Source organism: Bradyrhizobium sp. STM 3566 (genome assembly GCF_045571445.1).
Taxonomy (GTDB): domain Bacteria; phylum Pseudomonadota; class Alphaproteobacteria; order Rhizobiales; family Xanthobacteraceae; genus Bradyrhizobium; species Bradyrhizobium vignae.
In genome coordinates, this window is the sequence record NZ_CP120692.1 from 6,457,680 (window position 1) to 6,480,123 (window position 22,444).

16 protein-coding genes and 2 pseudogenes are annotated in these 22,444 nt (G+C 58.7%); 2 read left to right on the top strand and 16 right to left on the bottom strand.

Annotation, left to right across the window (positions count from 1 at the left end):
• Window positions 1-178: 178 nt before the first annotated feature.
• The 6 genes and pseudogenes from P6U27_RS30860 to P6U27_RS30885 form a co-directional block, all read right to left on the bottom strand.
• On the bottom strand, window positions 179-2,074 hold the full coding sequence (locus P6U27_RS30860; protein ID WP_407193122.1) for a CocE/NonD family hydrolase: 1,896 nt from the start codon (window positions 2,072-2,074) through the stop codon (window positions 179-181).
• 807 nt (window positions 2,075-2,881) lie between these two features.
• Window positions 2,882-4,252: an L-serine ammonia-lyase gene (locus P6U27_RS30865; RefSeq protein ID WP_407193123.1), complete on the bottom strand. Its 1,371-nt coding sequence runs from the start codon at window positions 4,250-4,252 to the stop codon at window positions 2,882-2,884.
• Window positions 4,249-4,851 carry a sarcosine oxidase subunit gamma gene (locus P6U27_RS30870; RefSeq protein WP_407193124.1) on the bottom strand — a complete coding sequence of 201 codons (603 nt, stop codon included), beginning with the start codon at window positions 4,849-4,851 and terminating at the stop codon, window positions 4,249-4,251. The genes P6U27_RS30865 and P6U27_RS30870 overlap by 4 nt, the downstream gene beginning before the upstream one ends.
• Window positions 4,844-7,840, bottom strand: coding sequence for a sarcosine oxidase subunit alpha family protein (locus P6U27_RS30875; protein WP_407193125.1), 2,997 nt, complete (start codon window positions 7,838-7,840; stop codon window positions 4,844-4,846). The genes P6U27_RS30870 and P6U27_RS30875 overlap by 8 nt, the downstream gene beginning before the upstream one ends.
• A complete protein-coding gene (locus P6U27_RS30880; protein ID WP_407193126.1) occupies window positions 7,837-8,130 on the bottom strand; it encodes a sarcosine oxidase subunit delta in 294 nt (97 codons plus the stop codon). Before P6U27_RS30880 ends, P6U27_RS30875 begins: the two co-directional genes overlap by 4 nt.
• Window positions 8,131-8,147: 17 nt before the next feature.
• Window positions 8,148-9,400 (bottom strand): annotated as a pseudogene (locus P6U27_RS30885) (sarcosine oxidase subunit beta family protein).
• A gap of 642 nt (window positions 9,401-10,042) precedes the next feature.
• Between P6U27_RS30885 and folB the strand changes: the two are divergent.
• Window positions 10,043-10,465: a dihydroneopterin aldolase gene (gene folB / locus P6U27_RS30890; RefSeq protein WP_407193127.1), complete on the top strand. Its 423-nt coding sequence runs from the start codon at window positions 10,043-10,045 to the stop codon at window positions 10,463-10,465.
• A 32-nt stretch (window positions 10,466-10,497) separates the two neighbouring features.
• Here the strand turns inward: folB and P6U27_RS30895 are convergent, their stop codons facing one another.
• From P6U27_RS30895 to P6U27_RS30930, 8 genes are all read right to left on the bottom strand, one after another.
• On the bottom strand, window positions 10,498-11,718 hold the full coding sequence (locus P6U27_RS30895; RefSeq protein WP_407193128.1) for a GlxA family transcriptional regulator: 1,221 nt from the start codon (window positions 11,716-11,718) through the stop codon (window positions 10,498-10,500).
• Between the two features lie 638 nt (window positions 11,719-12,356).
• Complete coding sequence (locus P6U27_RS30900; protein ID WP_407193129.1) at window positions 12,357-13,292, bottom strand: electron transfer flavoprotein subunit alpha/FixB family protein; 936 nt, start codon at window positions 13,290-13,292, stop codon at window positions 12,357-12,359.
• Complete coding sequence (locus tag P6U27_RS30905; protein WP_407193130.1) at window positions 13,292-14,041, bottom strand: electron transfer flavoprotein subunit beta/FixA family protein; 750 nt, start codon at window positions 14,039-14,041, stop codon at window positions 13,292-13,294. Before P6U27_RS30905 ends, P6U27_RS30900 begins: the two co-directional genes overlap by 1 nt.
• Before the next feature lie 177 nt (window positions 14,042-14,218).
• Window positions 14,219-15,283 (bottom strand): ABC transporter substrate-binding protein, encoded by a 1,065-nt coding sequence (locus P6U27_RS30910; protein ID WP_407194507.1) that lies wholly within the window; start codon window positions 15,281-15,283, stop codon window positions 14,219-14,221.
• A gap of 886 nt (window positions 15,284-16,169) precedes the next feature.
• Window positions 16,170-17,237: a CobW family GTP-binding protein gene (locus tag P6U27_RS30915; RefSeq protein ID WP_407193131.1), complete on the bottom strand. Its 1,068-nt coding sequence runs from the start codon at window positions 17,235-17,237 to the stop codon at window positions 16,170-16,172.
• A complete protein-coding gene (locus P6U27_RS30920) occupies window positions 17,234-17,596 on the bottom strand; it encodes an amidohydrolase family protein (RefSeq protein WP_407193132.1) in 363 nt (120 codons plus the stop codon). Before P6U27_RS30920 ends, P6U27_RS30915 begins: the two co-directional genes overlap by 4 nt.
• Window positions 17,485-18,168: an amidohydrolase family protein gene (locus P6U27_RS30925; protein WP_407193133.1), complete on the bottom strand. Its 684-nt coding sequence runs from the start codon at window positions 18,166-18,168 to the stop codon at window positions 17,485-17,487. Before P6U27_RS30925 ends, P6U27_RS30920 begins: the two co-directional genes overlap by 112 nt.
• Entirely contained in the window at window positions 18,161-18,697 is a 537-nt protein-coding gene (locus tag P6U27_RS30930) for a hypothetical protein (protein WP_407193134.1), read from the bottom strand. The genes P6U27_RS30925 and P6U27_RS30930 overlap by 8 nt, the downstream gene beginning before the upstream one ends.
• Window positions 18,698-18,878: 181 nt before the next feature.
• Between P6U27_RS30930 and P6U27_RS30935 the strand changes: the two are divergent.
• Window positions 18,879-18,953 (top strand): annotated as a pseudogene (locus P6U27_RS30935) (calcium-binding protein); the annotation flags it as partial.
• A 7-nt stretch (window positions 18,954-18,960) separates the two neighbouring features.
• Here the strand turns inward: P6U27_RS30935 and P6U27_RS30940 are convergent.
• Both P6U27_RS30940 and P6U27_RS30945 read right to left on the bottom strand, forming a co-directional pair.
• Complete coding sequence (locus P6U27_RS30940; protein WP_407193135.1) at window positions 18,961-20,307, bottom strand: IS5 family transposase; 1,347 nt, start codon at window positions 20,305-20,307, stop codon at window positions 18,961-18,963.
• A gap of 421 nt (window positions 20,308-20,728) precedes the next feature.
• The gene (locus P6U27_RS30945) at window positions 20,729-22,393 is read right to left on the bottom strand and encodes an amidohydrolase (RefSeq protein ID WP_407193136.1); all 1,665 of its coding nucleotides are present in this window, start codon (window positions 22,391-22,393) and stop codon (window positions 20,729-20,731) included.
• Between the last annotated feature and the right edge of the window lie 51 nt (window positions 22,394-22,444).

The window sequence follows — 22,444 nt, forward strand, 5'->3', positions numbered from 1 at the left end:
GGCCATCCTCGCCGATCCGAATGGCGAATGTGCACCGCATCATTCGCAACGCCCGCCGCATTGAACTGCAAGGGTGACAGCCTTCGTCGGCGGGCGCCAAGAAAAAAGATAAACACCCTCGCGCACCGCCGCCCCGCCGCCTACTATGTCGCTGGGCACTCCGTGCCCAGTCTGGATACTACTGCCAGTTCGCTTTAAAAATGGGGCACCCATCTAGGATGACCTCGCCATTCATGACGGTCGCGTCACGTGTGAATCGGCTACGAGTTCTCACTTCAATATGTTCACCTGCAGGCAGACAAATATCTAGCCGCGCCTCGCAGTGCACGGCGGCGGCATCTGGGCGTGCTGCGGAAGTGTTCGCGCGCACGGACTGCTGGAAGCGGAAGGTGCTTCCGGTCGAAGTGCGAAGGTCGCTCGTGGAGCCGATCTCCACGGAGACTGCACCCGTAACCGCGTCGCGCTCAATCTTCCAAATCGGCGGCTCACCGGGTGCGTGCCACGGCCTGCGACGCACGCTCGGATTCGGGAGCGGCAGTGCGGGCCCGTCTATCGGCATGGCGGTTTTCGGCACGATTGGCAGCCGCACGAGTGAGCCGCGAAGCTGCACTCTCACAGTGGGATTAGTGCGCAGCGGCCAGATGAATGGAAAGTCCGAGCACGCAATCGCGAGTCGCAGCCGGTGGCCTGCCGGAACAGAGTACGACGTTGCCCAGAGTTCAACCCGATATTCGGCCATTGTGCCGCGCGCAACCGGCTGAGCTCGCTCTAACGTCTCACGGTGGGCGGCGGATAACCATCCAGTCGTGATCAACGTGGAGCTACCGTCCGGCGCGACCGCGTTGAGCTTGGCAACCAGTTGGAGTTCTTCGCCGTCCTCTAACGTGACGTGCAGGATTGCTTCGGGCGAGCCGGTGATCTCGATCCCCTGATCGAGCGGGAGGCTCGTGTAAGTGAGCGAACGCAAGTCGTCGTATCCCTGCTCCAACGGATGCCCGACACCCATCTGAATCATATCTGGTAGCGTCGCCGCCGTACCGACCGTTGGGTCAGAGTGGTATGAGTCACCGCTTTCGCTCTGCGTCGGCGCGAGACCGAGGGTGTGTCCGGGTTGTAGGTGCCAATCCTGCATCTGCGTGCGGGCCATTGGCCATTCCCTTTCGTGCTTCCAGTGCTCGGCACCCTGTACGTAGACGGTAACCTCCGGTTCGGAAGAAACGCCGTTCTCGTCACCCTTGAGCCAGTGGTCAAAGAAGCGTCGCAGTTCGTGTAGGAAGTCCACCGGCGCGCGTGCCGACATGTCAGGAAATTGGTGGGTCCACGGACCTATCAAGAGCTTCCTGGGGCCCACGACGTCCCGATACAAGTCGACCATCGATTGAGGATAGAAGTCCCGCCAGCCGCCGATGGCGAATGTCGGGATCTTGATCCTGTCCGTCGGGATTGGCTTAACTTCGACCGAATTTTCGTGGCCGTCGCGCTTGTGAAAATTCCGTGCGCCATCGCGCTTGAGCCGATCAAGCCGCTCGCGCCAGACACGCATCCACCGTCCCTCATGGTCTTGAAAAGTCGGTGGCGCAAGGTCAAGCGCCAGCATCATTCCCAACCAGCTCGCGTTGCCGATACAATTCTTGCACCCGCCCGGTGCAAAGTCCTTAGGACGGCCGGATACACCGTGTATCGGAGCAATCGCCTTCAAGTGCGTTGGCTGTTGCGCTGCAACAGCCAACGAAAGGGTAGCGCCGTAGGAAATACCCCACACTCCGACGGAGCCATCGCACCAATCCTGCCCCGCCGCCCATTCGACCACTTGCGCAGCGTCTCTTCCCTCTCTCTCGTAGTTGAAGTCGGCGACTCCGTCCGAGCCGCCGGTGCCCCGCAAGTCGACCAGCAGAGAGGCGTATCCGCGCCCCGTCAAGTAGGTACTCGCGTGCGCATGCGACGCGCCCGCGCGATCATCCTTGCGGTACGGATAGAAGCTTGCGACAGTCGGATACTTCCCCGGGGCAGTCGGTAGACAGAGGCTTGCTGCGAGCTGGATGCCATCGTTGAGGGTGATCAGAATGTTATGCACCCAGCGAACCTCGTATACACTCTGATCTTTCTCACATTGCATTGACCCACCTCCTCAGCGCCCTAAGTATCTAGATGTTAGGCTGAACTGTGAATCTAGTTCTGGGTCGCAATGAATAAACGCTAATTGCGGCCTCCACGGAAGGAAACTCTGCACAAAGTAAAGTTGTCCGGCAGAAAAGCTGCATCCACAACATTGCGCGTTTTTAGCGCCGGTGTCGAACGGACACCCCGATGGATCGCGGTGTCCATTCTATCCGGATTGCAAGGTCTGAGCGATCGATTGCTTTGCGAACACTTGGTTCGACTCGTAGTCCAACGCAAAATCGAACAAGAGGCAGCGGCTGGCTCCGAACCACAATTCCTTTAGCTCTAGGCGCTTGCCGATCAAGATACTGACAAGAGTTCGAAGCAGCGATCTGGCCGCGGCTCGCATTTCCGATCGAAGGCCTGTCAGATCCCTCTCCGATTACATTCGGCCGACATTTGCACAGTTTTGACGAGACGGCTGTCTGTTCTAATTCGATTCAAGTCGAAGTGTGTCCCTTGTTCTGCAGCAAACTCGTCTCGATGATATCAAACAGCTCAGCTTTGTGCGACAAGTCCATCATTGATCGAGAATCTTGAGAGCTCAGCTACTTGCGATCGTACCTTTCTTCAGCGCCCGAGCGCTTCGGCAGTGCTACGCAATCAGTTCGACCTCGTGACTTTTTCGACCGAGTTCGTCTCTCATGACTTTAGTAATAAGTGGGGCGATCTCAGCAGAGAAGATCCCGTTAAATGTCATCTCGATTCCTAGGTTCTCTCCTTAACATTCGGCGAGATTTGCGGCGAGCCCCCCGAGCGAAGTCTCCTTGTACTTCGACTGCATGTCACGGCCGGTTTCCCGCATTGTTGCAATAACCTTATCTAGCGACACGATATGGGATCCATCGCCTTGCAGTGCGAGCGATGCGGCGCTGATCGCCTTTATTGCGCCAAATGCATTTCGCTCGATGCATGGCACTTGGACAAGCCCACCGATAGGATCGCAGGTCATCCCAAGATGATGCTCCATGCCGATTTCCGCAGCGTTCTCGATTTGCGCATTGCTGCCACCAAGCACCGCCGCAAGACCAGCCGCAGCCATGGAGCAAGCGACACCAACTTCGCCTTGGCAACCGACTTCGGCGCCGGAGATCGATGCGTTCATCTTGAACAAAGCGCCGATCGCGGCCGCTGTTAGCAAAAATTGCCGCACACCTGCAGCGCTGGCGCCGCGACAATGATCGCGGTAGTATCGCAAGGTCGCTGGCACAATCCCGGCGGCTCCATTGGTCGGCGCGGTCACCACCCTGCTTCCGGCGGCGTTTTCCTCGTTGACGGCAATGGCATATAAGCTAACCCAGTCGAGAATTTCGTGTTGCGCGCGATCGTTTGCCCCCGCAGACGTGGCAAGCTTATGGTACAACGCGGGTGCCCGTCGACGGACGCCCAAGCCCCCGGGAAGCTCACCATGGGTAACCATTCCGCGATCGATGCAGGCCATCATCACTTCCACAATCCGATCGAGCTCATGCTCGATATCCTGTGACGCACGTGAAGCTGCTTCATTCGCGAATACTAGTTCAGCAATTGAGAGGTGCGACGCCGCGCCCATCTCCAGCAGGTCCCTTGCCGAGCGGAAGGGATGCGGAATGGGGGTAATGGCTGCAGGTGCTCGTCCGAGGTCGGATTCACGAACCACGAACCCGCCACCCACGGAGCACCATCGCTCCTCCTGCATGATCTCACCCTCGCGATCAAAAGCGATGAATGCCAGCGTATTTGGATGCTGGAGCGGTGCTGCCATGCGATCGAACCTAATAGCGGTGTCCGGGTCGAACGCGATTGAAAGTTGACCTGCAAAATTCAATAGCCGGTCACGGCGCACAGAGGCGACGAGGGTCTCTGCGAGATCTGGATCAATCGTCTCTGGTGAATGGCCAGCAAGCCCGAGAATGACCGCCTTGTCAGTTCCGTGTCCCTTTCCGGTCCACGCGAGAGAGCCGAACAGGGTGACGCAAACCGCATCAAGGCGCGGCAACAGGCCTGCGGCGAGCAGGGCTTCACTAAAGCTGGCAGCAGCCTTCATCGGGCCAACCGTGTGCGACGAAGACGGGCCAATCCCAATCTTGAATAGCTCGAAAACCGAAATCATGCTGAACTGCTCCCGATGCTCCCCGCACTATGCCGCAAGCTCACTACGGGCTTCGTCCAGCAATTGCCACACATAGGGAGCAAAGGAACGCCAGACGTCGACGTGAAACATGGAGGCCTCCAGCCGCGCAAGCACGACGGGCGCCTTGCCGATACGGTCCGCGTGCACATGCCGATGGGAAAACGTACCTTCGAGAGATCGAGCGGACAGCCGTGATTGAGAACATATTCGGTCTTCGCCCCCGAAAGCGAAAAGCCTACCGAACGATGACTGATGTCGACAAGTGCGCAAGGATGTCCGGCCAGCGCCCCGTCGATGCGGGCGAACAGTTCCGCCGACGCTTCGCCAACAGCCTGCAACAACCATTCATCCGGCCCGAGCCAAAGGGCGGACCGTGCTCCCTTAGTTGTAAAACGGCACGCAGCCTGAGGTAGCTTGAGACCAAAGGCATTGCTCGCGATTGCCACTGCCGAGGAACATCCGCGGAAAGAGAACTTCGCGGCACCGGGAAGCACAGCTAAGTTTGCATAAGGAATGACGCGCGCCTTCAATGCAAGCGTCATCAATACGTTCAATCGCGGGATCCGTGAATCAAGCATGGAGCCTCAAGCCCTTTGGATCATAGAAGACGGGTTCGACCACGTCGACATCAATGGACCCAGCGCGGGTCGGAACTGACAACCGCGTGCCGATGCGCCCCCTTCCACCTCGAACTAAGGCAAGTGCAATCGGCCTGCCAAGCGCCTCGCTGCGGTACGACGATGTCACGTGCCCGAGCATGGTCATGGGAATACTTTCATTCGGATCGGCGACCAGTTGTGCGCCTTCTTCGAGGAGGCTTCTGGCATCGACGGTCAGCAGTCCAACAAGTTGTTTGCGGTCATCTCGGGCCATTGCCGGCCTTGCGAGAGAGCGCTTGCCGACAAAATCTTTCTTGGTTTTACCGACCGCCCAGCTCAGCCCGACATCGTGAGGTGTTACCGTGCCGTCAGTCTCCTGGCCGACGATGATGTAGCCTTTCTCGGCGCGGAGAACATGCATCGTCTCGGTCCTGTAAGGCGCGATACCGTAAGTTTGTCCTTCCGCCATGATCGACTTCCACACCGCCGGAGCGTATCCGCTGGGCACATTGACTTCGAAGCCCAGTTCGCCCGTAAACGAGACTCGGAACAGCCGGGTCGGGACGCCGCAGATCCAGCCCTCGCGTAGGCTCATATGAGGCATCGCTTCGGCGGAGAGATCAATTCCCTCGACGAGCGGCGCCAAGACCTTCCGCGCATTGGGCCCCTGGACCGCGATCACAGCCCATTGCTCGGTCGTCGAGGTCAGCCAGACCTCGAGATAAGGCCACTCAGTTTGCAAGTAGTCTTCCATCAGGTTCAGGACACGAGCCGCCCCGCCCGTCGTCGTCGTGACATGGAAGCGATCCGGCGCGAGACGGCCGACGACGCCATCGTCAACGATGAAGCCATCCTCGCGCAGCATGAGGCCATAACGGAGCCGTCCAACGTCGAGCTTATCCCAACTGTTGGTGTACATACGGTTCATGAATGTGGCAGCATTCTTGCCGACAATCTCGATCTTTCCAAGCGTCGAAGCGTCAAAGATGCCGACCGACTGCCGCGTAGTCCGACATTCACGCGCAACAGCAGTGCGCATCGTTTCGCCGGGCTTTGGGAAGTAGTGGGCGCGCTTCCACTGGCCCACGTCTTCGAAGACCGCGCCGTTCTGTTCGGCCCAAGAGTGAATGGGTGCCCTTCGCTCCGGCTCAAACAATGCGCCGCGGGACTGGCCGGCAAAGATGCCGAAGGTCATTGGCGTGTATGGAGGCCGGAAAGTCGTGAGGCCAACCTGAGGAGGCGCGACGTTCCGCAGTTCGGCCACGATCCCCAACGCGCTCATGTTCGAGGTTTTGCCTTGATCGGTGGCCATCCCCATGGTCGTGTACCGCTTGACGTGCTCGATTCCCCTAAATCCCTCGTGCACCGCCAGAGTAATGTCCCTCGTCGTGACGTCATTCTGGAAGTCGACCCACGCGCGCGCCTGCTGGTTTCGGTCGTTCGTCGGAGCACCGATTAAACCGCCCGACGCCGCACTTCGCGCTTCCACTGAAAACGCATGCGCGATCGAAACATCGCCAGCACCGGCCCGGAATGCCGCGGCCACACCGCCCGAAAAGCCGTCATCCAGCGCTGCTGCGAGATCATAGACACCCTGACAAGCGCCAACTGAACTCTCCCGTTCGGCGGACACCCCAGGAAGGTAAGCCTGCAAGCCACCATCGTATTTGAGCTTGCCGCGCGACTGTGAGAACAGATGCACGCTCGGCGTAAACCCGCCGGACATCAGGACCAGATCGCAGTCGATCTTTAGTCGCTGAGGCTTTCCTGTATCGGTCGACACGAGCATTGCCGAAGACACGCGCAGCCGGCCGCTCGTCCTGGCCAGCGACGTCTGTGGCAGAACGTCGATACCCTTCTCCCTGGCGCGCTCCACCCAGTATCCGCTCGGGTTGCTGCGAAGATCGGCAATGGCCGCAATTGCTACTCCCGCTCCCTGAAGATCGAGCGCGGCTCGGTAAGCGCTGTCGCTGGCTGTAACCACGACTGCGCGGGTTCCCGGAAGCACGCCGAAGCGATTGACGTAGGTGCGAGCGGCCTCCGCCATCATGACGCCTGGCCGATCGTTGTCCGGAAACACGATCGGTCGCTCTATCGCGCCTGTCGCAAGCACGACCTCTTGTGCCCTCACTTGCCACAATCGCTCGCGCGGCAGATTGCCTCCGACCGCCCGATGATCGGTAACCCGCTCATTGAGCCCGATGAAATTGTGTGGATACCAGCCAAATGCCGTTGTACGCACCATCAGGGTGGCGTTCGCCAAAGAGGCGAGTTCGGCTAGCATGGCTCTGCACCAATCGGCCGCCGGTTGCCCGTCGATTTTTGCTTCGGTTTCAGCCAGCAGAGAGCCACCCATCTCCGCCTGCTCGTCGCAGAGCAACACCCTGACGCCAGTTCGGGCCGCAGCGATAGCTGCCGCAATCCCCGCCGGTCCGGCACCTATGACCAACACATCGCAATGGGCATAGACCTGCGTATAGCGATCCGAGTCGGCCTTGGTCGGAGCGCGGCCCAGACCAGCGGCTCGGCGGATCAAAGGCTCGTAGACATGCTTCCAGGCAGCCTTGGGCCACATGAACGTCTTGTAGTAGAAGCCCGCCGGAAGAAAAGCCGACAGGACCTCGTTCACGGCGCCAATGTCGTAAGCCAAAGTCGGCCAGCGGTTCTGACTTTGGGCCACCAGACCTTCATAGATTTCGACCTGGGTCGCCCTCAAGTTCGGAGTGTAGTGAGCCTCATCACGCCCCACCCCCACCAGTGCGTTCGGCTCCTCGGCGCCGGCCGTCATGATACCCCGAGGGCGATGATACTTGAACGACCGGCCGACGAGATGCACACCGTTGGCTAATAACGCTGACGCCAGGGTGTCTCCGACAAATCCCCGATACGACTTTCCGTCGAAAGTAAATCGGACAGGCTTGTTGCGGTCGACGCGTCCTCCTGTCGGCAAACGAAACCGAGTGCTCATGAGGGCGAGCCCCCTTCATTGAGCGGAAAGTTCGCCCCGATCAGGTAGGTAACGGCGATCGTGTCGTTGACTGTATTCCTGCGAGCATTGAAGAATCGGCCGCAGCCGTGGATATGACGCCACCGTTCGGCGTGCATCCCTTCGGGATTATTTCGCAAATAGAGATACGCGCTCCATGCCTCGTCATCGAGGCTCATTGGATCTGGAGGACGCCATTTATGTGCTTCGCCACCATAGATGAATTCGAGCTCCGGCCTCGGACCACAATAAGGGCAATTGATCAGAAGCATGATCGCTGGATCTTTCCCTAATGAGCCACGGCAGCCGCGGCCGCCTCGTCAATCAGAAATCCGTCCCGGAATCTCTCGATCGAGAAGGGTGCATTGATGGGATGCGGCTCGTCCTTTGCGATGGTCCATGCGAATAATCGCCCGACCCGGGTGTCGCTTTGAAACCACCGGTTCCCCACCCGCAATTGATAAAGAGACCTGGTATTGAAGTTTTGGCAATGATCGGCGATCGATCCGGCGTGACATCGACGATACCGCCCCAATTTCGGAGCATGCGCAGCCTGCGGAACATCGGCACCAATTCGCAGATGGCATCCAGCGTATGATTGGTGATGTGAAGACCGCCTCGCTGCGTATACGAGATGTAAGCGTCGGTGCCGGCACCAATGACAAGCTCCCCCTTGTCGGATTGGGAGAGGTAGGCGTGAATGGTGTTCGACATCACGACGCACGGGAACACGGGCTTGACTGGCTCGGACACCAGCGCCTGCAGCGGATAACTTTCGAGCGGCAGGCGAAAGCCGGCCATAGCGGCGACGACACTGCTATTTCCTGCCGCCACGATGCCGATCTTTTTCGCTCGAATCGAACCGCGCGTCGTCTCGACCCCGTTGACTGCACCGGACGGATCACGGCGAATCTCCGTGACCTCGCAGTTCTCAATCAGATCCACCCCTAGGGCGTCGGCCGCTCGCGCGTACCCCCAAGCCACCGCATCATGTCGCGCGGTCCCGCCCTTGCGCTGCAATGCACCCCCCAGGATCGGGTAGCGCATGGAGCCGCCCACGTTGAGTGGCGGACAGAACGCCTTGCATTCCTCCGGCGAGAGCCATTCGTTGTCGACACCGTTTAGCCGGTTGGACTGGACATGCCGCTTGAAGACCTTGACGTCGTGAATGTTGTGCGCCAGCATCAATACGCCGCGAGGGGAATACATCACGTTGTAATTCAGCTCACGCGATAATCCATCCCACAGAGTCAGGGCATGGTCATAGAGCCTCGCACTCTCGTCAAATAGATAGTTCGATCGGATGATCGTGGTATTTCGCGCGGTGTTGCCGCCGCCAAGCCACCCCTTCTCTAGAATCACGACATTGGCTATCCCGTACTTGTTAGCAAGATAGAACGCCGTGGCGAGCCCATGGCCACCTCCTCCGATGATCACGACATCATAGGCAGGCTTCGGATCGGGGGAGCGCCATTGGGGATGCCAATGGCGTTGGCCCATCGCCCCCCCGCGCAAGAGAGAGAATATGGAGTATCTTTGCATCTGGCGCTTTCCTTTGAGCAAAGGTATCCCACCCCCATCCGGCATACAGGCATAATAGCGCCATCAATCTTGGATATTGGCGACACCGCAACCGGAACGGTAAGATCCATCATTGCGGAGTAAGTTGGTTAGATTATTGAGCTTGGACGTCGACGCTCACTGTGACTGCGCGCTCATAGACCACGATAGTTTTGTAGGTCTTGTTAGGAGCACGACCAGCCGCGCGGTAGTCCTATTCATAACCTTTGGTATCATACGCCAAGCTCTGAGCACGCCGACGACAAAGGCTGAATCGCGGACCTAAGCGAGTACCGTGAGCGTTCATTTAAGTCGCTCATCCCTGCTCGTCGGGACGCTCTAGCTTTCAATCGATTCCACTGCTCCTCCGTCATCCAACTCCGATTTCCAGCCTCTTGAATATACTCCCGACAGCACATGCAGACTTCCGGCTGTGGTTTCGACAGCTCGCGGGAGCGACGGTCGCGTCGCTACACGTCTTCTCTATTCCGGTGTGTGGGGCTATTGCTCAAGCATTTTCGGCAGATGCCGCGCAGGTCCAAGAGCATTTGGCGTGCTCATGGCTGGTAAGAACGGCTTTGAGCCGTTAAGTATCGGATGACTTGAAGCAGCCCGGGCGACTACGTGATCAACCGGCGCACGCTGCGGAGCGCATTGAAAGCCATGCTCGGCCATCGTTTTGACTATACAATTTTCATAAGAGGATTGATCGTACACGCACGACATGGCCTTCCTCTCCACGAAACGCAATTCGGCCAGAGATTTGTCGTCGACATCGAACTGCACGCCGACCACCTTGATGCAGTCCGCTCTGACGATCTCAATGATACGGTAGACTACTCACACGTTGTACCTTTAGTGGCTAAATCCTTTGCCCTTTCGACGCATTCCGCACTTGGGCAAGTGTCTACTGCTGTCGCGGAGGAGTTACTTAAAACATACGCCAGATTGGATGCCGTAACAGTAACGGTGCATACGCCTCATGCGCCGATTCTAGCCATCTTTGACGAGGTTGGCGCTCGCATCACGCTTAGACGGCGGCCGTAGATTAAGCTGAACTTCCTGATTAACGTTGACAATCAAAAGTACGGCCGGCGCTCGCATTGCAGGAAGCCCGTTGGATCCGCGTCAATGCCTCGGGTCATCTCACGATCCTGGCTCCCCTCGGATGATGTAATCAACGGAATACGGGCGATCCTCCAATTTGGCGCTGATAGTCCAATAGGGCCGAACCAAGCGGGGAGGCATCCCGCCTGCTTTTCCTCCCAACCCTGAATAAGCACGTTCATAAAAGCCACGCCGCCGCGACGGGCGGTCGAAGGCGAGCAGCCAAACGCGTCCCGAAAGATTCGGTTGAAGTGGGAGCTATCTGAAAACCCGCTCTCGGCCGCAACCGATGTGATGGACTTTTCCGAATTTGCAATAAGCCAGAGACCATAAAAGATGCGCAGGTCGCGGGAGAACTCTTGAATGCTTTTTCCCGTAGTGTTTCGGAAGACCCGCTCAAGCTGGCGTTTGGACAGACCAACCTTACGGGCTATCTCGTGAGCTTTGGGCGGAGTACTCAAGTGTTGCTCAATGAGCAGCATGGCGCGTCGAACGCGAGTCTCCCCGACGGTTGCGATGCTTGGTGGTTGAGGCTGCGCGTCGGCCGCAAAGCGCGCCTTGTCAGTCACCATTATGTGCAGGCTCTTTTGAGCACGCCCCGGCCCCAAGTGCCGTTCGACCATCCAAGCCGCAAGATCAAGAGCTGCAAGTCCGCCAGCACAGGTTATGAACTTACCGTCGGCGATAAATAGTTGGTCCGCGACGGGAGCGACATCGCTGTAAAGCTCGATAAAATCTGGAAAGTGATACCAGCTCACGCAGCACTTTCGCCCCTGCAACAGCTGCGCCTCGGCCATTGCGAAGGTTCCAGTGCACACGCCGGCAATCGTTACGCCACGAGCGGCTGCCTGTCGAAGGAACTGCAACGTTTCGGGATGATAACTGCGGCCGCGATCCAGCAACCCACCGACAACCACAATGTAATCGAAGCGCTCTGGTCGCTCGAATGTCTCCCATGGCGCTACCAGCAAGCCGCAACTTGCGGATATCGGTTGAAGATCCGGCGCGAGAATGCTCCAGGAGCAGCGTTCGGGGCGGCTCCGGTCCCCCTCGTCGGCGGCCAGCCGCAATAGATCGATGATCGAAGAAAAGGCGATCAGAGTAAAGTTCGGCAATAAAACAAAACCGACCGATAACTTGCGGCACGGAAACCTAGCGGAGCCTGAACCTGCTTTGACCTTGGCGTCAGCCATGAAAACTATGACCCTCGTAAACCGTACTCCTGCACAATAGCCGCACTATTGATATTGATTGTGCCACGTGCGGTAATCGACGTTTATATTCGGCAATGATCTCTCCCGTGCTAGAAGAATGCTCCTTCAGCTGCGTTCCTCGGTCTAAAGTGATCTGATCGATGCCTAGAATGACTTTTGGCCAGCCAACAGCGGCCATTGGCCGATGATCTTTTCATCAGCGGCAGGTCCCTGTTCGCGCGCATGACGCGCAGCCGTGTCGTCCACAACCCATGCGGAACCTACCGAATTTTGTCTACGTTGGCAGCGCCTTCCATCCCCATCGTCATGCGCTTGTTTGCCCCCATGTTGTAATGAACCCGTCGGGCTCGGAAGCGCCGGTCCCGAGGATTGTACGAGCCGGCATGTTGGCGCAAGCTGGTCTGGACGATAGGCTTTGGTGGGCAGAGGAACATGAGAGTTGCGTTCTGCACCTATCGAGCGATGAGCCTGCCGACTCGGCTAGAAGCAGCGGGATATAGTTGACCTGCCTCAAGGCGCAGGCGATCTTCGACCTCTTTCATGCTGAACATCCAGTGCATGTCGGTTCTTCTATCGAGGGCTACAACAAAGGTCCAAGCCCGACCGGAGCGTTGTCTCTACTTCCTGAGTGCCTCACTGAGCTCCGGAACCGCCTGGTAGAGGTCGGCGAGCAGGCCGTAATCGGCGACCTGGAAGATCGGCGCGTCCTCGTCCTTGTTGATCGCGACGATCACCTTGGAGTCCTTCATGCCGGCCAGATGCTGGATCGCGCCGGAAATGCCGACCGCGACATAGAGCTCGGGCGCCACGACCTTGCCGGTCTGGCCGACCTGCCAATCGTTCGGCGCATAGCCCGCATCGACCGCGGCGCGCGAGGCACCGACGCCGGCGCCCAGCTTGTCGGCGAGCGGCTCGATGTATTTGGCGAAGTTCTCGCGGCTCTGCATGGCGCGGCCGCCGGAGACGATGATCTTCGCGGAGGTCAGCTCGGGACGGTCGCTCTTGGCGACCTCCTCGCCGACGAAAGTCGACAGACCCGGATCAGCGGCCGCCGCCACGTTCTCGACCGGCGCGCTGCCACCTTCGCCAGCTGCGGCGAAGGTCGAGGTCCGCACCGTGATGACTTTCTTGGCGTCCTTCGACTTCACCGTCTGGATGGCGTTGCCGGCATAGATCGGACGCTCAAAGGTGTCGGGGGCGACCACCTTGATGATCTCCGAGACCTGCATGACGTCGAGCAGGGCGGCGACACGCGGCATCACGTTCTTGAAGCGCGAGGTCGCCGGCGCGACGATCGCGTCATAGCCGGACGCCAGCGACACGACCAGTACGGCCAGCGGCTCGGCGAGATCGTGCGCGTAGAGCTCGCCGTCGGCGAGCAGCACCTTCTTCACGCCGGCAAGCTTGGCAGCGGCCTCCGCCGCGGCCTTGGCGTTCTGGCCGGCAACCAGCACCTCGACATCCGCGCCGAGCGCGGCAGCCGCGGTGAGGGTCTTGTTGGTCGCATCCTTGAGCGACGCATTGTCGTGTTCGGCAATCAGAAGCGTCGTCATCAGAGCACCCCGGCTTCGTTCTTGAGTTTCGACACCAGTTCGGCGACGTCCTTGACCTTGACGCCCGCCTTGCGGCCCGCCGGTTCAGTGGTCTTGAGAACCTCGAGACGCGCAGCGACATCGACGCCGTAATCGGCGACGGCCTTCTCCGCGATCGGCTTCTTCTTCGCCTTCATGATGTTGGGCAGCGAGGCATAACGCGGCTCGTTGAGACGCAGATCGGTGGTCACGATCGCCGGACCCTTGAGCTTGACGGTCTGCAGCCCGCCGTCGACTTCGCGGGTGACCTTGAAATCGGAGCCTTCGACCTCGAGCTTCGAGGCAAATGTCGCCTGCGACCAGCCCAGCACCGCGGCCAGCATCTGGCCGGTCTGATTGCTGTCGTCGTCGATTGCCTGCTTGCCGAGGATGATGAGACCGGGCTGCTCTTCTTCAGCAACCTTCTTGAGGATCTTGGCGACAGCGAGCGGCTCGACGGTGCCTTCGGCCTTCACCAGGATGCCGCGATCGGCGCCCATGGCGAGACCGGTACGGATCGTCTCGGAGGCCTGGGCAGGCCCGACGGAGACTACCACGACTTCAGTCGCCTTGCCGGCTTCCTTCAGACGCAGCGCTTCCTCGACCGCGATTTCATCGAAGGGGTTCATCGACATCTTGACGTTGGCGAGTTCAACGCCCGACCCATCGCCCTTGACGCGGACCTTGACGTTGTAATCGACCACCCGCTTTACCGGCACTAAGACCTTCATCGATCCTCTTTCAGTTTAATAGATCCCCTGAGCGAACTCGGTGGGAATGTACAATTCCCCTCCCAGTTTGCCGACATCGTGGTAGCCCCGGATCGAGCTAAAGTGTGCACGCTTACTTTGGGGAACGTTGGCGGTGCGGAGGACGGACGCCCCCTCGCACCATTCCTGCGGTGGGTATTACTTTGCGAGCCAGGCCGTAAAGCGCTGGCGCAACTCGGTGCCCCTGTCAGCCCAGAACTTGGAGTCGACCGTCAAACCCACACGGTCATGATCCGGCGCCGTCGGGAGTTGGGGCAGAATCGCCGGATCGATAAGCGCCATCGCGTCCTGGTTGGCGGGACCATAGGGCATGTAGCGCGTGAAGTCGGCTTGGGTCTGAGGCGAACCGGCAAAAGCCATGAACTTGTAGGCGTCGTCCTGCCGCGGAGCGCCCTTGGGAATTGCCCACCCGGTAAAGCCCAGCAGCACGCCGTCCCACATGATCTCGAAATGCTTGCCGGAGTTCTTGACCGCATCGAAGATGCGGCCGCTATAGGCTGCGGTCATGACAACCTGGCCGTCGGCTAGAAGCTGCGGCGGCTGGGCACCGGCCGTCCACCAGACGACGTCCTTCTTGATCGTGTCGAGCTTCTTGAAGGCGCGGTCGACGCCTTCCGCCGTGTTGAGCACTTTGTAGACGTCCTTAATTGCCACGCCATCGGCCATCAAGGCCCATTCGAGGGTGGCGTAGGGATCCTTAAGCAGTCCCCGCTTGCCAGGAAACTTCTGCAGGTCGAAGAACTCGGAAATGGTCTTTGGACCGTTGGCTAGCTTGTCCTTGTCATAGACGATGGCCACACTGGTGAACTGCATCGGCACCCCGCACTCAAAGCCCTCAGCGCCCCGAAATTTAGCGCGGTCGAGGCCCAGCTTGCTCCAGTCGATGGGTTCGAGAATGCCAGCATCACATAGTCTTATGGCATCCCCTTCGCCAATGTCGACCAGGTTCCAGGTTACGGTCTTGGACTCGACCATGGCGCGAATCTTGGTGGTCTCGCCATTGTACTCGTCCTCAGTGACCTTGATCCCGGTCGCCTTCGTGAAGGGCTCGAAATATGCCTTGCGCTGGGCCGTTTGATAGGCGCCCCCCCAGGAGGTGATCGTGAGCTGATCGCCCGCAAAGGCGGGGTCTATAGCGCCGAGGATCCCGCCCAGTAACCCAGCTATGGCTAGAGTGCGCGCCCTCATCCGTGAATTTCTCATCATCTACTCCCTCCCACTATGCCGCTCCGGTATAGAGACGGCGCTGCTAAAAATTCCGGCCGGGCTCTCGATGGCGCCTGGGATCGTCCTCACGCGCCATCGAGCACGCGACAATCATCAGGTTCCCCAACTGACATGATCGCGCACCGGGCTCGATCTACGCTCCCCTGTCCGACTTCGGCAGCTTTGTTACAAAATCATTATGCCGGCGGGCAGGCACGTGCAGGAAGCCTCACGAAGGCATCGTTCGTGTGTTGCATCGCTTATTACCCCCCACCCCGAGCGTTCCATCCCCAGCTTATCACCCGCGTCGCCGCAACTTCGTTCTTGATGGATTGCGGCTTATCGAACTTGCCGTCGAGGCGATGCGTATGGTCGCAAACGAGCCGCCGTTGACCAGCCGAAGCATTTCGTCCCTGCTTGTGTTTAAAACCGCGACATCGAGGTCGACCGAAACTGCGTTGAATAGTATCAGTCTGCTAAAGCTGAAATTCATCGATGTATCCCCTCGCATTGCTGCAATTCTGCATTAACCGGCCAGGGTCGGAGGGTTTATGTCGCGGGCAACCACAGGACGCGATGTGCGCTTTGGAATGCGAGGCCGGCGTCCATAGCCGATCCGCTCGTGCCATGGCTAGAAGGTGCACCACTCGACCAGTTTCCGCGACAATTCGGCTGCGAACACATTTTATGATTTGGCGGCCACGTCGCATCGGACCATCTCCTGAAATGCGCCTTCGACGATTGTGCAATTTGCGTCTGTGAAACGAGGAGCAGAGAGCCCGAGTTTTCGTGATCACTTGCCCAGACCGCCGAGGCAGCCGACGTCAACGCGGACAATTCTTGGTGAATCTCCAAAGCCTGATTAGATGCAAGAGCTCGGTCATCACTCGTCCTTCAGCATGGCTTTCGCCGGACGGGTGCCACCGCAGCAAAATGCCGCTCGATCTCGCGCGGGCTCCACCCCGATGATGAGCCCTATGAGAACAAGATTAGACGTCCGGCGGGCTGGAAGTGTTGTCTCGCCATCAAACCTCTCCCGCGTTCCGACGCGCTGATAAACAGAGCGATGCACCGGGTCATCTTCAAGGGTGAAGACCCCCTTCGCCCTGATGACGTTGGCCGGGATCTGACGCAGCCCAGCCGAAAGCAATTCTCGATCGAGCGGAACGTCCCAGGAGCCTGTCCAGCTTGCGAAGGATGACGCGTGCGCTTCCGTTGCGCAACGGACTCCCGAGGTGCGCTCCGTATTGATCCCGAGCACGACATCGACGGGAATATCAGCCTGCACGACTTCAACGATGGTCCGTGCTCCCGCGATTTCCTCAATGCGAGACCGAACCAATTCCGTCCGGCCATTCAGCAGATCAATCTTGTTTAGAACGATGAGATCCGCGGCCAAAAGTTGTGAGGAGACAAGCCACGCTGTTTCGGGGGCTTGAACGCGGTCGAGAAACGTTTCCGTATCCACCAAAGTCAGGACGCCATCCAGTCGGATTGCGGGGTTGGCCAACGCGACCTGTGCGATGCCATATGGATCGGCGACCCCGCTGGCTTCGAGGACAACTGCATCGGGCGGGTCGGATCGCTGGAGCAGCCGCAGCAACGCCTCCGTGAGATCGCCCGAGATCGAACAGCAGGCGCATCCGTTGGTCAGGCCAATGGCCTCCTCGCTACGAGAGCGTATCAGTTCTTCATCGATGTTAATGGCGCCGGAATCATTGACCAGGACGGCAATCCGGCGTCCATGACGGACAGAGAGTAGTCGATTTATCAGAGTCGTTTTTCCAGCGCCGAGGAAGCCGCTGATAACGGTCAACGGCAACATCGTGTTCTTTTGAACGCCTGTTGGGATCAGCCGAGCAGCTTCGAATATTCCCATCAACATCTTCGTGACCTCGCGATTGCGCGAAGCTGGTGCGCCATCTGGCGGCTTGCGCGTTTCGCGAGTCATGCCGGCTGCAGACTTCCGCCAAGGACTGTGCCCCAGATCTTGATGTCTTTCAGTGCAATTGGATCGCCTTCAAAAGGATCGCTCTCCAGGATTGCGAAGTCGGCAAACGTGCCAGGCTCTAGACTGCCCAGCGTTTGCTCAGCGCCAAGGACATAGGCAGCATCGATGGTGATTGCTCGCAGCGCGCGTTCGACACCAATCCTCTCGCCCGGAGCAAGAACTGTTTTCCCATCGTGAGCAATCCGATTCACGGCAACCCACGCCGCCGTGAGCGGATGCAGTGGCACGAGAACAAGCGAATAATCAGAATGCAGCGCGAAGGTCGCGCCCTCACGCTCAAGAGATCCAAGCCGAGCCACCGCCTCTGAGCGATCGGGCCAAACCCGTGTTCGCTGTGCAATTGGCTACGATAGTGCACAAAATAATTGTTCACGCTAGCAACGCCGCCAAGCACCTTGAGGCGGCGCGCTTGGTCCGGCCTGCTGATGCAGTAGTGCTCGAGCGTGAAGCGATGGTCGAACTTTGGCGCGATGTTTTGCAGCCTGGCAAGCGCATCGAGCGAGGCATCAATCGCCTCATCCCCATTTGCGTGACAATGGATTTGAATGCCGGCTTTCCAGAACGGAAGCATTCGTTCGTGAAGCTCACTCCAGGGAATGTCATTTCTTAGGCCGTTACTTCCATCAAGATAGCCGAGGAAATTCAGGCGCAGCGACATCGCAGGGAATGAGCCATCTGTCAGGAATTTAATGTCACGGATAAACAACCTATCGTTGTTCCACCTCATTGCATCCAGCAGAAAGTCTGCGGCTCTGCCGCCGTGATCCGCGTAGAGACTCATTTCCCATGGCACGAGCCCCATGCGAACTGGATAGTTTTCGTCAGACATCACCGCCGAATACAATTGCCATTCGCTTTCGGTGCTACCCATTTTCGGCGGTCGTGGTGACGCCGGCCTTGCGCGCGATATCGCCCATCCTGCGCAGGCCCTCTGCGCCCCCTCGCTGTGCGAGCGAATCCCGCATTGCGCCGATCGCAAGTCGGCCAGCTTCAAACTCGACGAACTGGCCGTTCAACCTGCCGTCAGGATATCGCATCACCCCGTGGACGTTCGAATCGATCGAAATCTTGGCACATGCAATCGCTACGCTATTCAGATAGATGTAATGCGGAGCGTAAGAGATGACCCAGATGGGCCGCGTGATGGACATCTCGTCTAGTTCGTCGCGGTGGAGATGACCTCCTTGCGACAGTGGATCTAACCCCCAGGCGATCAATGGCGCAGTGGGATCGGAATTGGATCTATCAACCTCACGCAACTTTCCAATTACCTCGGGGCGCGTCGGCAGGCCTCGGTTGATCCCCTGCGATCCGGGCGAATCGATCGGCCCAATGTAGTGCGTAGCGAGGTAACCAGCCGAGAGCGCGAAATGCGTATGCGGATCGATTAGCCCTGGCATGATTCTTGTCCTCGAATGTGTCGTCGATGTTGTAGGAATGGCGGCTGAGCCAGGGCCGCATGGAATCGATTGTACCGGTCGACAGGACACGGCCGTCCATGACGGCGACACAATGGGCAAAAGGCCGACCAACATCCATTGTGATTACTCTGCGCGCCCGGTATACTGTAATCTCGCTCATGTCTGGACTTTCGCCCGCGACACCTCCTCCCGCGATCCGAACTGGAAGCTGGTTGGCACCGGAAGCGCGAATTAGTCGTCCGTTAAGAAGCCGATTGCAGCGGTGAGCGGTCGCTGATGGCTGCGATGAGGGTGGCCAGGAAGAGGCACCAAAGAACCCTCAGCCAGGCGAGGATGCGGCGGAAGTTGTGACCGACGGCAGAGAGGATGACGTTGGCGGCATCGCCGGCGCGGCCTTTGAGGTAGCAGCGGCCGAGGGGACCATCGGCCTTCAGGTGTCCGATGACGGGTTCGATGGCGGAGCGGCGGCGCAGCTCGCGCTTGATGATACCGAAGACGCCGCGCTTCTGGCCGGAGATGAAGACACGGCGCGGGTTCTGCGCGTCATGGCCGCGGTATCCCTTGTCGACATAGGCCCGCTCGATCGGACAGCCGGTGAGTGTCTCGGTGCGGTCGATGACGTCCCGCAGGGTGTGACCGTCGTACGGGTTATCGGGTAGCGCCCTGGCGTGCAGCACGAACAGGCCGCCGGGAGCACGGCGGTTGTTGGTGACGATGGAGGCTTTGACACCGAACTCGTAAGGCGCGGCTGCTTTGCCCTTGCCGATGCACTCGACCTCCGGAGCATGGAAGGAATACAGCTTCCAGCCGCGCTGGCGCTGCTGCTGCGAGCGGATCTGCGCGGCCCGGCTGAGCGGCAGGGCGAAGGCGTTCTCGAGCACGGCCTGAGCTTCGATCTTGCGGCGGATATCGCGGATGATCCGGCCCAACCGGCTGCGCAGGATGCGCAACTGCCGCTGATGCCGTTTGAATTGCTTGGCATGGGCGTAGCGGGAAGCCATCATGGCCGCGGTCTTGGCAATGCGAAGATAGGACTGCCGCAGCCTGATCCCGTGCTTCCTCGCCAGACGGTTGAGCCCCTTGATCGCCGCGTGCAGCAGCTTGGCATCAGTCGGGAAGGTGATGGCCTTTGGCTGCACCGTGGTATCGACTGTGACCCGCTTGAGGTCTTGGCCGCGTAACGCGCCGGCCTCGTGCGCCACCCGCAGGCTCTCGGCCAGCAGCAGTTCCAGCTTGTCGCCGAGCCGCTTGCGCCAGTGGCTCAGGTCCGAGCGCTCGTGCGGGAAGGCGTGCTGGAAGAACTCTTCGCCGGTGAAGTACTGGAAATATGGGTCGTGGACCCAGCGCTCGCAGACCCCCTCATCGGACAGGCCGTAAATGTGCTTGAACAGCAGCAGCCCGATCACGAAGCGGGTCGCGATGCCGGGCCGGCCGTTCTCGCTGTAGAGCGGCGCGATCTCGCCGTCGATCCAGTCCCAATCGACCTTGCCAGCGAGCTGAACCAGCTCGTGCTTCATGTTGATGATCTGGTCCAGCCTGGCCCGGAACAGATCGCCCGATCCCGTCGTCCTGTGCTTCTTCGGTCGCATCGCCACCTCCGATGCGGCCACCGAATCATGTCTGGCGATTCGACGGAATCCTGAAAATGAAATTGCAAGGTTCCGATGCCCGAAGCATCAAAACCCTGCAATCCTAAAACACCCCGCAACCACAAATGCGATTCCAGCTCAATCGCTTAGCCGCTCTTCACGGACGACGAATTAAGCTTTTCCTGAAGACCATTGACCTGCACTGTTTACCGATTTGAGTGCGAACGACAGCTTGGCAACAGAGAAGCAAAGACTTGCTGCTTAGACGGCGACCACGCTGACGAGGCGGCAGCTTCCGGGCTTCTCGAAGTTCCGAAAAATGTTTTGCGGCAAGGTAAGGGCGTCGCTCCTTCATGCCATGACTTCCCGCAACGGTAAGGTTATCGCAGTCTCATGCGCCGACTCGGTAAATCCGGGCGCCTCAATCAGCTCGATCTTGGGAAGGGTCCGATGCTGTGCGTACTGCCTCCTCTGTGTCGGTTCCGCCGACGACTGTCCCGAGAATTTGGATTTGGAGAATTCGGCCTGGTTCGCATGCGACCGGGTCCTGTCCGAGAACAACGAAATCAGCGTATTTTCCGACGGCAATGCTTCCGATCTTGTCGTCCATTCGCAAATGGTATGCCGCGTCGATTGTGATCGCTTTTAGCGCGTCTTCCATAGAGACCCGCTGCTCAGGACCCAGTATCGCGCCCTTCATCGTGCTTCGGTTAACCGCAACGTTCAGACAGATAAGGGCATTTGGCCATGTCATCGGAGAATCGCAGTGATAGGAAACTCGCATGCCCTTTCTTGTGGCGGAGCCCGAGGGGACGAAACGAGCAGCACGCTCTTCACCAAGCAGGTAGTCACGGATTGCCTCGCCCCAATGATGGATGTAGGGCAGAAAGTATGAGCAGACGACATTGAGTCGGATGGCGCGGTCGATCTGATCCTCGCGCATCATCCCGCAATGCTCGATCCGAAGCGGACCTGATACTTTGTCCGGCCCGACCTTGTCGATCACCTTCTCGTAGACATTCAGGACCATGTCGATCGCCCGATCTCCATGGGCATGGATTGCCACCTGCCAGCCCTCGCTCGCATATTTGAGGACCAATTCGTGCAGCTTGTCTTCTGAATAGTTTGCATGGCCCGTGCTGTTCTCGGGCAATCCCATCCCCTTAAGCGTCATTTTATTGTTGAGGTATGGTTTGGTGGTCCACACATTTCCCAACAGGACGGAGCCGTCCGCCCATAGCTTGACGCCAATCATGCGGAAATCGTCATCGCCGAAGTTCAGAGGAACCGTTATCTCGTCGCCACGACTCGATTCGTACCCAATGATACGAAGTAGGTTTGGCCGCGATTTTACTGCGGCCTGGAGCATTCGGGCGTTGCCAGGGTTGATTCCGATCTCTGACGTTGTGGTATACCCTGCTCTAACGAACTTCTGTATCCACTCCTCGAAGCTCCGCTTCTTCCGCTCCTCGCCACAAATTTCGAAAAAGTGATCCATCACTTGCCAGGCTGCCGTTTCCTCAAACTTCCAAGGAAGACCATCTGCGGCCTTGAAGACGTTTCCATCAGGTGGAGGGACGTAATCAGCATCGATACCAAAAGCGGCAAGTGCTTTGGTGTTTATGTACATTCCGTGAGTGTTGGAGGTTCCGACAAGGATGGCATTGTTCGGAGCGATGTCGTCGAGAAGTTCGCGTGATGGCTCTTCCATTCCCTCGTGCAATTGGGGATCAAGTCCGAGGAACAAGATGATCTCATCGGGCTCGGCTTTCGCTACACGACGGCGCATCTTCGCAACTACCGCGGAGAAGCTCGGTTCGTGAACAGCTCGAATATCAACGACTGGATCCCCCCAGAGAATCCCGCTCGACATGGGATGACTATGCGCCTCAACGAACCCGGGGAGCATCGCACTGCCCTTCAGGTCCGTTTTCTCAGTGCCCACACCGCAGAACCGTTCGACGTCCATCTTGGAACCGACTGCGACAATCCTTCCTCCTCGGACTGCAACGGCTTCAACGGTCGGTTTCGAGGGATCCATGGTCCGGATTGGACCACCAAAAAACACACGATCGGCTAACTTCATCTGGCACCCCAGTTCGACTTACTCTTGCTGCAGACAAGGCGCGCTGACGCC

Coding starts and splice junctions, on each gene's coding strand:
- P6U27_RS30865 (WP_407193123.1), bottom strand. CDS start 4,252: ATGATTTCGGTTTTCGAGCTATTCAAGATTGGGATTGGCCCGTCTTCG.
- P6U27_RS30870 (WP_407193124.1), bottom strand. CDS start 4,851: ATGCTTGATTCACGGATCCCGCGATTGAACGTATTGATGACGCTTGCA.
- P6U27_RS30875 (WP_407193125.1), bottom strand. CDS start 7,840: ATGAGCACTCGGTTTCGTTTGCCGACAGGAGGACGCGTCGACCGCAAC.
- P6U27_RS30880 (WP_407193126.1), bottom strand. CDS start 8,130: ATGCTTCTGATCAATTGCCCTTATTGTGGTCCGAGGCCGGAGCTCGAA.
- P6U27_RS30895 (WP_407193128.1), bottom strand. CDS start 11,718: ATGGCTGACGCCAAGGTCAAAGCAGGTTCAGGCTCCGCTAGGTTTCCG.
- P6U27_RS30900 (WP_407193129.1), bottom strand. CDS start 13,292: ATGACGACGCTTCTGATTGCCGAACACGACAATGCGTCGCTCAAGGAT.
- P6U27_RS30905 (WP_407193130.1), bottom strand. CDS start 14,041: ATGAAGGTCTTAGTGCCGGTAAAGCGGGTGGTCGATTACAACGTCAAG.
- P6U27_RS30910 (WP_407194507.1), bottom strand. CDS start 15,283: ATGAGAAATTCACGGATGAGGGCGCGCACTCTAGCCATAGCTGGGTTA.
- P6U27_RS30915 (WP_407193131.1), bottom strand. CDS start 17,237: ATGACTCGCGAAACGCGCAAGCCGCCAGATGGCGCACCAGCTTCGCGC.
- P6U27_RS30925 (WP_407193133.1), bottom strand. CDS start 18,168: ATGGGTAGCACCGAAAGCGAATGGCAATTGTATTCGGCGGTGATGTCT.
- P6U27_RS30930 (WP_407193134.1), bottom strand. CDS start 18,697: ATGCCAGGGCTAATCGATCCGCATACGCATTTCGCGCTCTCGGCTGGT.
- P6U27_RS30940 (WP_407193135.1), bottom strand. CDS start 20,307: ATGCGACCGAAGAAGCACAGGACGACGGGATCGGGCGATCTGTTCCGG.
- P6U27_RS30945 (WP_407193136.1), bottom strand. CDS start 22,393: ATGAAGTTAGCCGATCGTGTGTTTTTTGGTGGTCCAATCCGGACCATG.